The 15,572-nt window shown below is 46.5% G+C and carries 14 protein-coding genes; 11 read left to right on the top strand and 3 right to left on the bottom strand.

Translation table 11 applies throughout. The annotated features are described in order from the left end of the window. Nucleotides 1-188: 188 nt before the first annotated feature. The 5 genes from rnc to DCMF_RS07545 all read left to right on the top strand — a co-directional run bounded on the left by rnc (nucleotide 189) and on the right by DCMF_RS07545 (nucleotide 4,849). Entirely contained in the window at nucleotides 189-926 is a 738-nt protein-coding gene (gene rnc, locus DCMF_RS07565; protein ID WP_214659179.1) for a ribonuclease III, read from the top strand. After that, the gene (locus tag DCMF_RS07560; protein WP_148133867.1) at nucleotides 883-2,004 is read left to right on the top strand and encodes an elongator complex protein 3; all 1,122 of its coding nucleotides are present in this window, start codon (nucleotides 883-885) and stop codon (nucleotides 2,002-2,004) included. The genes rnc and DCMF_RS07560 overlap by 44 nt, the downstream gene beginning before the upstream one ends. A 22-nt stretch (nucleotides 2,005-2,026) precedes the next feature. Further along, nucleotides 2,027-2,287: a stage V sporulation protein S gene (locus tag DCMF_RS07555; protein ID WP_148133866.1), complete on the top strand. Its 261-nt coding sequence runs from the start codon at nucleotides 2,027-2,029 to the stop codon at nucleotides 2,285-2,287. A gap of 260 nt (nucleotides 2,288-2,547) precedes the next feature. Further along, nucleotides 2,548-3,267 (top strand): ABC transporter ATP-binding protein, encoded by a 720-nt coding sequence (locus DCMF_RS07550; RefSeq protein WP_148133865.1) that lies wholly within the window; start codon nucleotides 2,548-2,550, stop codon nucleotides 3,265-3,267. After that, the gene (locus DCMF_RS07545; RefSeq protein WP_148133864.1) at nucleotides 3,260-4,849 is read left to right on the top strand and encodes a putative ABC exporter domain-containing protein; all 1,590 of its coding nucleotides are present in this window, start codon (nucleotides 3,260-3,262) and stop codon (nucleotides 4,847-4,849) included. The genes DCMF_RS07550 and DCMF_RS07545 overlap by 8 nt, the downstream gene beginning before the upstream one ends. A gap of 318 nt (nucleotides 4,850-5,167) precedes the next feature. Here the strand turns inward: DCMF_RS07545 and DCMF_RS07535 are convergent, their stop codons facing one another. Further along, the gene (locus DCMF_RS07535) at nucleotides 5,168-6,334 is read right to left on the bottom strand and encodes a PucR family transcriptional regulator (protein WP_148133863.1); all 1,167 of its coding nucleotides are present in this window, start codon (nucleotides 6,332-6,334) and stop codon (nucleotides 5,168-5,170) included. A 218-nt stretch (nucleotides 6,335-6,552) separates the two neighbouring features. Between DCMF_RS07535 and DCMF_RS07530 the strand changes: the two genes are divergently transcribed. From DCMF_RS07530 to DCMF_RS07505, 6 genes are all read left to right on the top strand, one after another. After that, on the top strand, nucleotides 6,553-7,611 hold the full coding sequence (locus tag DCMF_RS07530) for a 2,5-dihydroxypyridine 5,6-dioxygenase NicX family protein (protein ID WP_148133862.1): 1,059 nt from the start codon (nucleotides 6,553-6,555) through the stop codon (nucleotides 7,609-7,611). 240 nt (nucleotides 7,612-7,851) lie between these two features. Further along, nucleotides 7,852-9,441: an ABC transporter substrate-binding protein gene (locus DCMF_RS07525; RefSeq protein WP_148133861.1), complete on the top strand. Its 1,590-nt coding sequence runs from the start codon at nucleotides 7,852-7,854 to the stop codon at nucleotides 9,439-9,441. A 66-nt stretch (nucleotides 9,442-9,507) separates the two neighbouring features. Continuing rightward, the gene (locus DCMF_RS07520; RefSeq protein ID WP_148133860.1) at nucleotides 9,508-10,518 is read left to right on the top strand and encodes an ABC transporter permease; all 1,011 of its coding nucleotides are present in this window, start codon (nucleotides 9,508-9,510) and stop codon (nucleotides 10,516-10,518) included. 3 nt (nucleotides 10,519-10,521) lie between these two features. Then, complete coding sequence (gene nikC / locus DCMF_RS07515; RefSeq protein ID WP_236860213.1) at nucleotides 10,522-11,424, top strand: nickel transporter permease; 903 nt, start codon at nucleotides 10,522-10,524, stop codon at nucleotides 11,422-11,424. Nucleotides 11,425-11,437: 13 nt separating this feature from the next. Further along, a complete protein-coding gene (locus tag DCMF_RS07510; RefSeq protein ID WP_148133859.1) occupies nucleotides 11,438-12,409 on the top strand; it encodes an ABC transporter ATP-binding protein in 972 nt (323 codons plus the stop codon). Nucleotide 12,410: 1 nt separating this feature from the next. Next, entirely contained in the window at nucleotides 12,411-13,379 is a 969-nt protein-coding gene (locus DCMF_RS07505; protein WP_148133858.1) for an ABC transporter ATP-binding protein, read from the top strand. A gap of 57 nt (nucleotides 13,380-13,436) precedes the next feature. Here the strand turns inward: DCMF_RS07505 and DCMF_RS07500 are convergent, their stop codons facing one another. Both DCMF_RS07500 and DCMF_RS07495 read right to left on the bottom strand, forming a co-directional pair. After that, nucleotides 13,437-14,480: a 2,5-dihydroxypyridine 5,6-dioxygenase NicX family protein gene (locus tag DCMF_RS07500; RefSeq protein WP_148133857.1), complete on the bottom strand. Its 1,044-nt coding sequence runs from the start codon at nucleotides 14,478-14,480 to the stop codon at nucleotides 13,437-13,439. Nucleotides 14,481-14,512: 32 nt separating this feature from the next. Next, nucleotides 14,513-15,559: a 2,5-dihydroxypyridine 5,6-dioxygenase NicX family protein gene (locus DCMF_RS07495; protein ID WP_148133856.1), complete on the bottom strand. Its 1,047-nt coding sequence runs from the start codon at nucleotides 15,557-15,559 to the stop codon at nucleotides 14,513-14,515. Nucleotides 15,560-15,572 lie beyond the last annotated feature (13 nt).

Raw genomic sequence — 15,572 nt, 5'->3', positions numbered from 1 at the left:
GCTGTATATGTGAGCAGGATAGATTTGTTTCTCCATTTGGGATGTAAAAGCCGGGTCCGCTTGCCGGGACCTGGTTTTTGCATCGATGCTGCGATGAAACAGGAATCTGTTTTTCCCGGAAACCGATTACTATTCATGGGGTATGGCAATAATATAGAATATTAATGTACACAGAAGGTGCAAGAATCATGAATCCGAACCGCATCAAAGATTTGAAAAGAATGCTGGCCAGTCTGAATATTGATTTGGAAAGCTATGATTTGGTAAATCAAGCATTGACCCATCCCACCTTTGTCTATGAGCATAAAAAGCAGGGGCTGATCCATAATCAGCGTTTGGAATTTCTGGGCGATGCCGTATTGGGGCTGGTGGTGGGAGATTATTTGTATCATCAATTTCCGGAACGTCCGGAGGGGGATCTCACCAAAATGCGGGCGGCCGTTGTCTGTGAAAGCTTTTTAGCAGAGCGGGCCAGGGAATTAAACCTGGGGGAGTACTTACTGCTGGGACGGGGAGAGGAAATGTGCGGGGGCAGAGACAGGGTGTCCATTTTAGCGGATGCCTTTGAGGCCCTGTTAGGCGCCATTTATCTCGGTTGCGGCATTGAAACGGCGAAAAGCCTGGTCATTAACTGGTTGGAGGATATTGTCCGGGGGCTGGACCTGAAAGACTGCGGCGATTATAAAACCATGCTGCAGGAGCTAACCCAAAAGCACGGGGGAGAAGGCGTGTCTTATATCATTCTGGAGGAATCGGGACCGGATCACAATAAAAAGTTTTTGGCCGGGGTTAAGTTCAAGGAACGGCTTTTAGCCAGGGGTTGGGGCCGTAACAAGAAGGAAGCGGAGCAAAAGGCGGCCCAAGCCGCGCTGCAGGACATGGATGTCTGGCGGCCTTATCTCCATGGTGAAAGCAATGATTCATGAGCATAAACATATTCTGCCTTTTTTTATTCCCCATTTAGGCTGCCCCCATCAATGCGTGTTCTGTAATCAGCATCATGTCTCGGGAGAGTCCGGTTATCCGAAAGCCGAAGATATTGAGAAAGCTATTCATGATTGGGAAGAGGAATCTCTTCCCGAAATTGCATTTTACGGGGGAAGTTTTTCCGGCTTGCCCCTGGACTGGCAGAGATATTTTTTGACCCCTGCTTTTGCCGCCTTAAAAAAGAAGAAAATTTCCGGGATCAGGATTTCCACCCGGCCGGATTATATCAATGCTTCCATTCTCCTCTTTTTGCGTTCTATGGGGGTCGGTACCATTGAACTGGGCGTGCAGTCTTTGGACGACGAAGTCCTGGAAAGGTCCGGCCGGGGTCATCGGGCCCAAGATGTTTATCAGGCGATTTCTTTATTGAAAGAAAAAGGCTTTCAGATCGGGGTCCAGCTCATGCCCGGGCTGCCGGGAGACAACCGGGAAAAATGTCTCCGGGGCGCGCGGGAAATTTCCCGCCTGGGACCTGATCTGGCAAGAATTTATCCTACCCTGGTGCTAAAAGAGACACCCCTGCATAAACTTTTTCTAGAAGGAAAATACCATCCTTTAAGTTTGGATGAAGCAGTTGGAATCAGCAGAGATATGCTGGCTGTTTTTTGCTTGTCCGGCGTTCATGTGATTCGTATTGGCCTGCAGCCTACGAGAGAGATTCAAACCGGCGTCCAGGTCGCAGCAGGCCCCTTTCATCCTGCTTTTGGCGAGTTGGTGGAATCTGCGCTGGCCAGGGAGCAGATTCAGATGATGGTAAAAGGATTTTTGGCCCGGGAGACAGCTGCTCAGATTGTGTTATGGGTATCTCCCCGTGATTGCTCCATCATCGCAGGCCAGCATCGAAGAAATATGGAATTTTTGAAAAAATTTTTTCATCTGGACCGCATCAAAATTATGGGGAGAAGCGACTTGGAGAGAGGTACCGTCGGTATCTCCCGGATGGATGGGGATGGACCTGATTGGACCATCTCCCAAAATCAATTTTTGAGGGAGTTTGTAGCGCTGATGGCAAATTGAGTATGGTGAGGGGGTAAGGGGTATGGAGGTTTTACGAGTAGCGGCGGATTCAGATGTGAAAGCCGTGGCAGGCGCACTGGTAGCAGCTTTCAAAGCCCAAGGAAAAGTGGAAGTACAGGCTGTGGGCGCTGGTGCGGTAAACCAGGCTGTCAAAGCAATTGCCATCAGCAGAGGGTATGTCGCTCCGAACGGAATCAATCTGGTTTTTGTTCCTGCGTTCAATGATATCGTCATCAATGGAGAAGTAAAAACGGCGATCAAATTTTTTGTGCAGAAACGTTAAAAGAGAAAAGACGGTTTCCGGGGACCAGCATGGGACGGGGTTTCCGTTTTCCGCTAAATATTATCGGATCCTGTTCGCTAGATTCAGGTTCTAGTGAGGCGCAGCCGTGGGGTTCAAGTCCCTTCCCCGACATAACGAAAGACATAGCTTCCGCCAAGGGGAAGCTATGTCTTTCGTTATACAGAAATACCTGCTATAATAGCTTATATGAACGGCGCCGACAGATTTTATTACATTATTGCTTCAGTAAGGGAGATTTTATGATTATCGCTCAAGGTATAACAAAAAAATACGGAAAACTGGTTGCAAACGACAACATCGACCTGTCGGTTGGCAGCGGTGAGCTTGCTGTGCTTCTCGGCCCAAACGGCGCGGGCAAGTCCACTTTGATAAAGTCTATTTGCGGTCTTCTTCGCTTTGAGGGTTTAATTACCATCGGCGGACATGAGAACCATACTGTGGAGGCAAAGCGGCTTTTGGGTTATGTCCCGGAGTTTCCCGTATTGTACCCGATGCTGACGGTTTCTGAGCATCTGGAGTTCGTTGCGAAGGCGTACCGCCTGCCTGCTTGGGAGGAAAGAGCGGAACAGCTGCTGCACCAATTCGAGATGGATGACAAAAAAATGAAGTTAGGCAAAGAGCTCTCAAAAGGGATGCAGCAGAAGGTAAGCGTGTGCTGTGCGCTCCTTCCGCAGCCCAAGGCCGTCATTTTTGACGAACCCCTCGTTGGCCTCGACCCCCATGGGATCCGGGAACTGAAAGCGGTCATGTGGCAGCTGCGGGACAGCGGCTGCGCGCTCGTTGTCAGCACGCATATGATCGAAAGCATGGAGGAAAACTGGGACGTGACCTACATTATGGTTAAGGGTCGGATTGAGCGCGTCTGCCGCCGCGAGGAAATCAAAACAGGCCAAAGCCTTGAAGATGTGTATTTCGACATTACGGAAGGACATAAGCGGGAGGAAACGCCCAATGAGTAGTCTTGTCTTTCTGCTGACAAGAAGCGTAAAAAACAGCTTTCTGGAACTCCTGCGAAAGCCGGCGAAACTGATTTTGTGGATACTTGTTGTCGCAATGGTCGTAGGATTTTTCCTCCTTTCCATATTTACAAATCAGAATTCGAACGGTGCCTACGATATCGTCTGGCTCAAGGGTATTTTCTTCCTGTTTATACTGCTTTTTATCGTGACCGCCATACAAAAGGGGTTGTCCAACGGCGACGTGATTTTCGAGATGAGCGACGTAAATTTGCTTTTTGTATCCCCTGTCAGCCCGCGTTTGATTTTAATGTATGGAATCGTCCGCATGACAAAGATGGCGTTTTTAGCAGGCTTTTTTATTCTGTTCCAAAGCAGTTCTCTCGGCAACGGCTTCGGTGTTGGATACGATGCGGTGTTGCTGATACTGCTTGGCTTCATTCTCGCCGTATGTCTGCTCCAAATCCTGTCGCTCTTTATATACAGCCTGACGAACGGGAAGCCCAAACGAAAACTCGCAGTCAAGCTCATTTCCGCCGCCGCATTTCTTCCTCTCGCAGCTTATATCTGTTTCCAATTTTTCAAGACAGACGCTCCTCTTCCGGCGCTTGAGAACGCGCTGCATTCATCAGTTTTCTCCTGGACTCCGGTGGGGGGCTGGGCATCCGAAGGTGTTGTTTCTCTTATTTCCGGCGATACCGGAACGGGGTTGATGTTTTTAGGGCTCCTTGTGCTGACCGGGGTGCTGCTGATCCTGTATATCGCCTTGAGTAACCCTGATTATTACGAAGATGTGCTTGTGGCTACGGAAACCGCGTTTGAGAGAAAGCGCACCGTCTCCGAAGGCCAGCTCAACACAGAAGCCTCCTCGAAGAAAAAAGTAAAGGTTTCCAAAACCGGAATAGGCGGGCTGGGGACAAGCGCTGTTTTTTATAAACACTTGAGGGAATCCTTCCGGGCCAACCGGCTGGGCCTTTGGGGCGTGTCTTCCGTCATCACGGTGTTGGGCACGGCTGTTTTGGCCCTGTTTATGCGAGGCAAAGGCAACGCGCTTTTGATTCTTCTTCAAATCCTGATGTGGATGCAGATTTTTTCCATCGGAACGGGGCGGGGACTCAAAGAGCTTTATATGCATTATATATACCTCATCCCCGACAGCTCTTTTCGTAAAATCGTCTGGAGCAATTTGGAACTCGTGTTTAAGGTCCTGGTGGAAAGTCTGACGATATTCTCTATCGCAGGCATTATCCTGGGAGAGCCCGTTTTGCTTATCGCGCTGACTATTGTAGTATTCACGCTGTTTTCTTTCCTGCTGTTGGGCATCAACTACCTGTCGCTGCGCTGGACGGAAGCCGATATCAGCGCGGGGCTTCTGATTTTTATTTACACCATTGCGGTCATCGTGATCATGCTGCCCGGCTTGATTGCGGCCCTGGTTATTGGCAGCATGTTTGGCGGGATCGGCGTCTATATTGGGCTTGGGATACTGGCGATATGGGAACTGATTGCTGCGCTCGGCTGCTTTGCGCTTTCCAAGGGGATTTTGCACCGCTGCGATATGCCGGTAGTCAAAACCGGAAAGTAGTCATTATGCATCATGGAACAATTTCAAAAACAGTACCTTGGTTGTAATCAGTCACATTCATGGAGCCATAAACCCCTAAATATAGTCTGGTTTGATCCAGATCCGTTCCCAGACTAACATAAAAAGCTGATTGAGACCGGAAATTATAATTGGTTTCAATAACACTAGAATCATTGCAACCGCTTATATAAGGACAACTTTAAAAGCAAACAAAAAACGAGGGAGCGTGATTGCTCTCTCGCTTTTTCGGTATGGTTTTATATCTCTTTATTACTACATTACTACAATAAAATTGTCATGAGGGAATCCTTATTTTCTTTAAGAATTTAATTTAAAAATTTTGTATATCTTTATGGCAATGGATAACTGTTCATAGAAGATGAGGTTCCTGTCATGCATGTTCAGGATTTCCTTTATTTTATTGATTCTAAATCTAATTGAATTTTCATGAAGAAACATCTCATTCGCTGTTTTGGAATAATTCCCGTCGTTATCAATAAAACATATGGCAGTTTCCAACAGGTTTTTCTTGTAATTCATATCATAGTTCATGATGGGAAGGATGATTTCATCATGAAATTCCCGTAGTTCTGATTTAGTCTTTAAAGGCATTAATAGTTTGTATGTTCCCAGTTCTTTGTAATAGATGATGTCATGGCCGATCGTTTCATGTGATTCACAAGCGATAATGGCCTCTGTGATACTTCTGTTTGCTTGCCCAAGATGGCTATGCAGGTTGCTGATACCTATCACAAACCCGCTGTGGATGCTTTTTATCTGCTCGATGGCATATTTGGTTTTGGCGGTGATATTGTCTTTGGGATACCTGTCGAAGGTCATAATGATTAAAATCGTATCTTTGTAGTTCAAGCACATCCATTCTTTTATGTTATTAATGGTGTTTTTGAGAAAGTCTAATTTGTTTTTTTCCAGATGAAAATTAGAGCATTTGCAGTTCAATGCCATCACATATCTTTTAAAGTGTTTATTAATGTCTAAGATAACTTTTTCTGCCTCATCGCTATTTGAATCTAATTCCAAAAGGTTGTTTATTTTTAACTCTAAGATCGTATCCTCCTGATCGCGTATGATTAATAACATGATGTCTCTAATGATATCTCCATACGGTACATCCTTATCAACCAAAATGATGGGGTAACTATGCTCGTTTGCATAATCTAGTATTTCTTGGGGCAGCTCAGTCAGATATTGATTTATGATGCATAATGCGCTGGAACAGGTATAGGAAAATACTTTTACAATTTCAAGCATTTTTTCCAGGTTGTCTTTTACGGCAAAGAAGCTGCTGATAAAGAAATCACCCGGTATGAGAAATTTTCCATCCAAATCTAAGATACCGGCCTCGATTGGGGAGTCGATAAAGCTGACCCTTTTGATGACCCGGCCTATACCTGACCCGCCGGCGATGATTTTGGCGTTTTTCATGACATCCAATTCTAAAGCATGCTTAATGGTTACGGACATTTGGCGGCACCTCCATACCGGAAAGGATAGAATTCTACTTGAATTAATAATAAAGCAAAACTACAAAAATTGCATGGTATTTTTGTTATTATTACAAAGGATATCAGTTTAAATGGTCAAATTATTAGTTAGCTTTACCTTATTACCGAAGTGCAGCAAGCTTTTTGATCTTGTTGGTATGGGCAATATCATTTTAATAATTTAGGGAGGTAGCTGAAATGTATGATTTTGAGTTGACGAAAGTTTGTTACAAACTACTCAATGAGATTCTTGGTGGTAAGCCCGGTGAGACGGTCGCGATTACTTGCGATACAAAATCCCATATGGATGTTGTTAACGCCACTGCGCAGGCGGCAGTGATGCTGGGTATGCACCCTCTGGTTCTGCGTCAGGAAACGCCCCGCGGGGTGGCAAAAGCCGGTGATATCGACACGCCTATCAAGCCTTTAGCTGCCGCCATCGCCAATGCCGATATCTGGATCGAATATAACTATATGTGGATGATTTATTCTACAGTTTATGATCGGGCACTTCAGCGTCCTGCCCACGAACGGCCGCGTTACATTTGTCTGAACGGTGCTAACCCCGAACTGCTGATGCGCAACATCGGCAGAGTGGACCTGGCTGCCTTGAAAGAATTTATGTGGGAAGTTACAACGATTACGAAGGAGGGCAAAAACTTTCACATTACCAGTCCGGCTGGTACCGACCTGACTTTTACCAATTCCCCGTTGCGTGGTGTGGACTGCTCCTGCGGTGATATTACCGAGCCCGGCAAAATTGACATGATGCCCGGCCAAATCGGCTGGTGCCCTGAATTCGATACGATCAACGGCACGATGGTCATCGATGGTGCTCTCACACCTCCCTTGGGCAAGTTGAGCAATCCGGTCAAACTGAAAATCGAAAAAGGCTTCATCACCCACATCTCTGGCGAAGGTACCGAACATAAGGTATTCGCGGACTGGCTGAGGAGCTACCACGATCCCGGCATGTATCGTCTGGCCCATATCTGTTATGGCTTTGGCCCCGGTGCTTTGCTTTCCGGCGACATTGTGGAAGATGAACGGGTATGGGGCTGCACGGAGTGGGGCTTCGGTAATATTTCGGACGATATGCTCCCTGATATTCCCGGCGGTCTCCCTGCCGCTACACACAGCGACGGCATCAACCTCAACTGTTCCGTGTGGATCGACGGTGCCCAGCTTCTGGACAAAGGTGTGGTGGTCGGACCCACTGAGAAGATTGTTAATTTAGCGAAAAAGCTTGGTAAATAAGGCTACCCCCTTTATCCGGGAAGAATTTCTTGATGGCGTTTTGGAAGATCCTTCCCGGATCATTATCATCAATAATATATAAACAATATTACAAAAAGTGTATTTGATATTTGTAATTATTACAAAGGATAATTGTTTAAATTGTCAAATTAGTCTGTTTATGCCCGAGACAAGCAAAAAAAGGTAATAAAATGTCGCGTAAAGGGGAGCAGGAGCCCAAAATAGTATGGAGGTGGAACAATGAAAAAAGGTATCATTGCCAAAGGATTTATTTTATGTTTGATGTTGACCTTAATTTTAACCCTCCTATCCGGATGCGGTGGTGGCGACCAGACCGGGGGCGATACCCAAGAGCCTTCAATTGCTTATTATTCTTATTTTTCCGAGCCGGTCACCGATTGGGACCCTTCCGTTGAATCATCAAGCGGCTACATAGTTATGAACAATATTTACGAAACCCTTCTCCGGTATGACCCTGTAGAAGACAAATTTATTTATGTCCTGGCCACAAATTATACCAAAAGTGAAGACGGTTTGACATGGACTTTTGAGATCAGAAAAGGGGTAAAATTTCACGACGGCAGCGAAGTAAATGCCCAAGCGGTGAAATTCTCCGTGGACAGGACCAAACGGCTGGGCAAAGGATTGTCCTATATTTGGGACCCGGTGGAACAGGTTAATGTGATTGACGATTACAAGGTGGAATTTAAGCTAAAGAGTCCTGCTCCTTTGGATTTGATTGTCTCTTCAAGTACCTGTGCTTTTATCATGTCGCCGGAAACCGTTTCTGCACAACCGGATGACTGGCTGTCCCAAGGGCATGAAGCCGGGTCCGGTCCCTATATGCTGGAAAGCCAAACCATGGGACAACAAGTGGTCATGACCAGATTCCCCGATTATTGGCAAGGGTGGGAAGGGAACCATTTCGATAAAGCCGTGGTGGCAAAGAATGCGGAAACCTCAAGCCGGCGCCAGCTGGTGGAAAAAGGAGATGCCGATATCACCATGACCCTCCCGGCAGAAGATTTAGCCAGCCTGAAAGACAATTCCAATGTGATCGTGAAAATATTGCCTTCATTTGAAAATATGATGCTTTTCTTCAATACCGAAAATGAAATTCTCAGCAATAAAACTGTCCGGCAAGCCCTTTCCTATGCGTTTCCCTATGACGATGTCATTAAGTATGCCTTCGGGGATTTGGCGAAACGGGCTACCGGACCTATTCCTGCAGGCATGTGGGGTCATAGCGACAAGCTCTTTCAATATCAATACGACCTGACTAAGGCCAAAGAGCTTTTGGCGCAAGCCGGCTATCCCAATGGCGGCTTTCAACTGGAGCTGACTTATCAATCCGGAGATGAGGAAAGAAGGAAAATTGCAGAACTGTACAAAGCGGAGCTGGCAAAATTAAATATTGATTTGGCAGTCCAGGCTATGCCTTGGGAAAGCCAGTGGGCAAAATCGAAAAACCCTGATCCAAAGGACAGGCAGGATGTATTTTTGATGGGCTGGTGGCCGGATCTGCCCAGTCCATATTCCTGGTTATATACTTTATTTCACACGGAAAAGGAAATCTTTTTCAATCTGGATTATTATAAGAATCCGGAGTTTGATCAGATGATCGATGAGGCAAATAGTATTTCCGGTCTTGACAGGGAAAAAGCCGCAGAAATGTTTATCAAGGCTCAGGAAATTTTGCTGGATGATGCTCCGGTAATTTATGCCGGCGATAAGCAATATGTTTACGTGCTCAATAAATCCTTTAAAGGCCACGTATATAACCCGGTTTACAGCAACGTAGTTTGGTTTTATGACGCCTACCGGGAATAGAAAGAATGGGGAAAAGCTGCTATGGAGTTATGGGATAACTCCATAACAGTTTTAGGGGGTGAAAGATTGAAGTCATACATCGTGAAAAGGCTTTTCCTTAGTGTATTTGTCTTATTTGGCGTCATATTGACCACGTTCGTACTCACCCGGATTGTGCCTTCCAACCCCGCCGCCCAGTGGGTAGGTCCCAAGGCCACCCCCGAACAGGTTAAAGCTGCAGTAATTGAACTAGGTCTGGATAAGCCTGTCTACATCCAATTTGAGAAATATTTGGCTAATCTGCTCCAGGGCAATATGGGACGGTCTTTACGAACCCACCAGCCGGTAACGACAGAACTAAAAAGCTATCTGCCTGCTACCCTGGAGCTGGTTATCCTCTCTACGCTGATCGCCACTTTTCTGGGTATTCCCTTGGGGCTGATTTCGGCAAAGAGAAAAGACTCATGGATTGATCATTTTAGCAGGTTCTTCTCAGTCGGTGCTGTTTCCCTGCCCACCTTTTGGGTGGCCCTTTTTTTACAGCTAATTTTTTACCGGTCCTTAGAAATTTTACCACTGGGCGGACAGTTGTCCACCAAACTTACCATCCTTTACCAAGTCCCCCATATTACCGGTTTCCTGCTTTTCGACTGCCTGATTACAGGAAATTTCTTTTTATTGAAGGATGCCCTTTTACATATGATTTTGCCCGCGGTGACGATCGGCCTTTATCCTTTGGGATTGGTAGCAAGGATGACCCGCTCCGCGCTGGTAGAAATCTTAAGCGAGGATTATATTAAGGCCACCAGGTCATATGGCTTGTCAGAAAAGATCGTGCTGTGGAAATATGCCTTGAAAAACTCATTAGGTGCTACCGCCACAGTAGTGGCCCTTTCCATAGGTTATACCCTGGTAAACACATTCCTGGTAGAGGCGATATTCAGTTGGCCGGGCATCGGCAATTATATTGCTACAGCAGTCGTATCCTTGGATTACCCGGCCATTCTAGGCGTCACCATCTTTTCCGCATGTGCCTATGTCGTATTGAATCTCATTGCCGACATCATCATTGCCTTGGATCCTCGGGTCCGAGTATAGGGGGTGGGTCACATCATCAAGCGTCTTTTTTCCTACAAAGCCCTGTTGGCAAGACTAAAAGAGGTAAGACTGTCCGTACACTTATTAAATAAGAATAAACTAACCCGGGTGGCATTTATCACGATTATCATCTTAGTGGCCATCGCCGTAATCGTCCCCGTGGCATTTCCCTCATTAGCGCACATGGCTTCGGCAACAGATCCTCAGTACAAACTGTTGCCTCCCTCATGGGATCATCTATTTGGCACCGATGACATGGGCAGGGATATATTCCTCCGGGTTTTAATCGGCACCCAGATCTCATTGCAAACGTCGCTGATTGCTGTCGGCATTGCCCTGCTCATCGGCGTGCCTCTCGGCGCCATGGCCGGATATTTTGGCGGGTTTGTTGATGAGCTGATCATGCGCGTCACCGATATATTTTTAAGTTTTCCTTCCTTGTTGCTCGCTATTACCATCGCCGCATTTTTAGGACCCAGCTTACACAATGCTATTATTGCCATCGCGGTCTCCTGGTGGCCCTGGTATACGCGCTTGATCAGAGGGCAGGCTGTTTCTATTAAAGAAAGGCAGTTTGTCAAAGCTGCTAAATCAATCGGTGCCCCTGACTATAAGATCATATGCCAACATATCGTGCCCAATTGTTTGGGACCTGTAATCGTCCAAGCATCTATGGATATTGGGGGAGTAATATTGACGATAGCTTCCCTGAGCTACCTGGGCCTGGGCGCTCAACCTCCGCAGCCGGAATGGGGATTAATGGTCAGCACAAGCAGGAATTACTTCCTGGATTCCTGGTGGTACAGTATTTTCCCCGGTATGGCCATATTTATTACCGTTTTGGCCTTTAACCTTTTAGGAGACGGGTTAAGGGAGATATTGGATCCTAAGACCAGAAATAAATAGGAGTTGAGCAGTCATGGATGATTATTTCTCCATTCGTAATTTAAAGATTGACTATAAGACCTTTGACGGGGAAAAAAATGTCCTGGATATTGAAAGGTTAAGTATCCAGAAAGGGGAAACTTTCGGTGTCGTAGGGGAAAGCGGTGTAGGAAAGACGGTTCTGGCCCTGACCATCTTAAAACTTTTAGCCGTGCCTCCCGGAGTGATTTCAAGGGGTCAAATCTTATTCCATCACGAGGATTTGCTGGCGAAGAAAGAAAAGGAGATGCAAAAGATTCGGGGCAAAAAAATTTCCCTGATTTTTCAAGACCCCATGTCAACCCTCAATCCGGTATTTACCGTGGGGGAACAGATTACGGAGGTGATCCGCCATCATCAGGGGTTAAACAAAAAAGAGGCAGCGAAAAAAGCAGGGGAAATGCTGGATTTAGTTAAGCTTCCTGATGCCGGTGATATCATGAAGAAATACCCGCATGAATTAAGCGGCGGTCAGAGACAACGGGTGATCATTGCCATTGCCCTTTCCTGCGGGGCGGAACTAATGATCGCCGATGAGCCGACGAGAAATCTGGATGTCACCATTCAAGCCGGCATTCTCAGGCTGATTAAAGACTTGCAGCGTCAGTTGAATATCACCATTATTTTTATCGCGAATAACTTAGGGTTAGTTTCCGCTGTCTGCGAAAGGGTTGCCATCCTGTACCGGGGGAAAATCGTGGAAATGGGTACGGTGGAAGAGGTGCTGCACAAACCGCTGCACCCTTATACGGCAGCCTTTATCAATGCCATACCTAAAAAAGACGAACAACTTATGGAAAGGAAGCATTTTTCTTCTCATGATGAAGAAGCTGATTCCCAAACATGTCCCTATTACCATGTGTGTGCCGAGAAGAAAGAAGAGTGTAAATTAAAAGCGGTTAAACTGGAGTTGGTCATGGGGACCCACTATGCATCATGCCTTAAAGCCGGTAAGGAGGTGCGCTGACGTGAGCAATCATATTTTAGAGGTAAAATCCTTAGTGAAATATTTTCCTGTGAAAAAAGGGTTCTTCTCTAAGCCTGCTGCTTGGGTGAAAGCGGTTGACAATGTCTCCTTTTCCCTGACGAAAGGGGAGGTTCTGGGCTTGGTCGGGGAATCAGGCTGCGGGAAAACAACTCTGGTAAATACCATCTTAAACCTTCATGAACCCACCTCCGGCCAGGTCATATTTGATGGTAAAGATTTGTTTGGCTTAAGTAAAAATGAGCTGCGAAAGACACGGAAGGACATTCAGATCGTATTTCAGGATCCTTTTTGGTCCCTGGATCCCAGGTTTCTCGTGATAGATATTATTGGTGAGCCCATCAAGGTCCATGAGAAAATCGAGGGAGAAGAGCTCCTTAAAAGGGTAGAGGTTCTACTGGAACAGGTAGGCCTATTCAAAAAAGATGCTTTCAAATACCCCCATGAATTCAGCGGGGGCCAAAGACAGAGAATTGCCATCGCCAGGGCGCTCGCCCTAAACCCTAAATTAGTGATCTTAGACGAGCCTACTTCCTCCATAGATTTACTATCCCAGGCGCAAATTCTCAGCCTGTTGAAGGATTTTCGGTCTCAGCTGGGCCTCACATATATCCTGATCTCACACGATTTAAGCGTGGTAAATTATTTGGCAGATAAGATTGCCGTAATGTACCTGGGTAAGGTAGTTGAGTACGGTAATTCCCAGGAGGTCTTCCGAAACCCGGTACATCCTTATACCGAAGCTTTGTTTAAGGCGATACCCGACATTACTAAAAAGGGAATTGACTCCCTCAGCGTCTTGGAAGGGAATGTGCCCAGTGCCATAAATCCGCCGGCTGGGTGCCGGTTCCACGGCAGATGCAAAAAAGCAAGGGATGTGTGTAAAAAATCAGAGCCGTTGACCGCGGATTTGGGAAATGGCCACTGTGCTGCGTGCCACTTGTTGCAATAAAGCAGACGCGGGGGCAGACAGGGGGACGGTCGACAGAACCGTCCCCCTGTCTGCTTTTTAACCAACTCTTTTCAATTGACTGGCCAAACCTTTTAATTCATCATCGATGACTTCGCCCTCTTTAATAACATCATTGCCGTTAAGTATGATTGAAGTGTTTAAAGAAACAGCGTCGGAGTGGGAAGGTCCCGGTTTTCCGGAGGGAGGAAACAGGTCCGGCCCGATACTGCCAAATCCCCAAGTAGTAGATCCCCATACCCTTTGATCTTGAATAATGTCACCCCATAACATAGCACCCGGATTGAATCCCAGGCCGGTATGGGCGACTGACAACATTTGCGGGTGATTAAATCCTCTTAGCCACTGCTCATACATTTTTGCTTCTTGTCCCCCCTCAATGGAAGTGATCACTCCATTGCGCACACATATTTTTACCGGCCTTTTCACCAATCCGATCCCGGGGGCAATTGACCCATCTAGAACAATTACCCCATTGATGCTCTCCAAGTCGGGTGTCCATGAGATTTGGCCGGCCAACATATGGGTGCCGGGGTCATTTGCATAGCCAAGGTCACAAAAAACCGGCCGCCCCGCCACATTTTCAAAGGAAATATCCTCTCCTTGGGAAGAAGTCATCCGCACCTGCTTTGCCTGGATGATTTTTTGCGTTAATTTATCGCCGAATTGTTTCAGGACGGGATAATTGACTTTCCCCACACAGTTTACCATGGTACTAACCGTTGCTCCGGTTAAACACATATGCCTGATTTGTTGATTTTGCTTCATTGTTTCATTGTAGGGAGTAGAATAAAGCAACCATTTTTTATTAAATTCCGCCCAGGCATCCGCATGTTTAAGAATCCCGATCAGAGATTCTACCGGTAACATCGGATCGGCCGCTAGACTCACCCCGTGGGGAGCCGGAATGACAACCACCATCACTTTGGCACCCGCACTAGCAGCGGCACGGGCAGTAGCTTCTACTACGCGTTCATCACTTTCCGTATCAGTAGTTATGACAAAAGTTTCACCCGGACGTATTTCAAAAAGTTCTAAGACGAGCGTGTCGGCGGCTTTTTGCAGTGAATATTCTTGGTCCATTTTCACATTACCACCCTTCTAAAACAATAAGCTTATTTCATGCCCAGTTTTTTTGCCAGTTCGATTAGTTCCGGATCAACCAACCGGCCGTTATCCGTTATTTGTTGTCCATCGAGCCAAACTGAAGTATTTAAGGTTACGCCGTCGGTATGAGATGGGGCCGGAATACCGTCCGGAGGGACCATGTCACTGGCGACAGCGCCAAAGCCCCACTGGGTGCACCCCCAAATACGTTCATCCTCTCCGATCTGGCCTGTTAATTTAGCACCAGGGTGGAACCCATAGCAGACATGGGATACGCGCAACATTTGGGGATGATTAAAGCTTCTCATGAAGTTCTCCCATTCTTTCGCTTCTTTTCCCCCTTCGAATTTGGTGATCGTACCGTTTTCTACATACACTTTTACCGGTTGGCTCACGATGCCGATTTGCGGCACTAAAGAACCGTCAAAAACAATTACTCCATTGACTGTATCAAAATTGGGCGACCAACCAATTTGGCCGGCCATCTGGTAGGTGCCGGGGACCTCTGCATAACCGGTGTCGCAGCCGATGGGCCATTCAGGATGGTTTTCAAATTCTACGTCTTCCCCCATAAGCGTAGTAAGCCTCACCTTTTTGGCTTTTTTGGTCATTTCAGTCACTTTTATCAAGAATGCAGCTAACGCCTGATGATCGACCTGGGCAAAGAGCCGGACAAAAACATCGACATGCATACCGGGAAGACATAAGAATCTCATATTTTTATTTTGTTTCATCACAATGTGGTATGTTTCGGAATAATAAAGATACATACTATTAAATTCCACCCAGGCGTCGGCCTGAAGCAAGGCACCTCTTAAAGCCTTGGAAGGTAGCCAGTCATCTGTCATAGCCCCGGTTCCAGGGGGTGTACAGGTCCATATGACCATGGGTTTAGCGCCGGCAGAAAATGCCGCACGAGCCGTAGCGTCAACAACCCGTTTATCGCTCTTGGTATCGGCTGTAATGATAAAAGTCTCCCCTTCCTTAAGTTTAAGCAATTCCCTCACTAAAACATCCGCTGCTTTGCCTAATTCATATTCGTACAAAAACGACATAAGGCCTAACCTC

Source organism: Candidatus Formimonas warabiya, from assembly GCF_002777255.1.
GTDB classification, from domain to species: Bacteria; Bacillota; Dehalobacteriia; order Dehalobacteriales; family Dehalobacteriaceae; genus Formimonas; species Formimonas warabiya.
The sequence above is the reverse complement of the archived record's forward strand: the minus strand, read 5'-3'. Positions and strand labels throughout refer to the sequence as shown.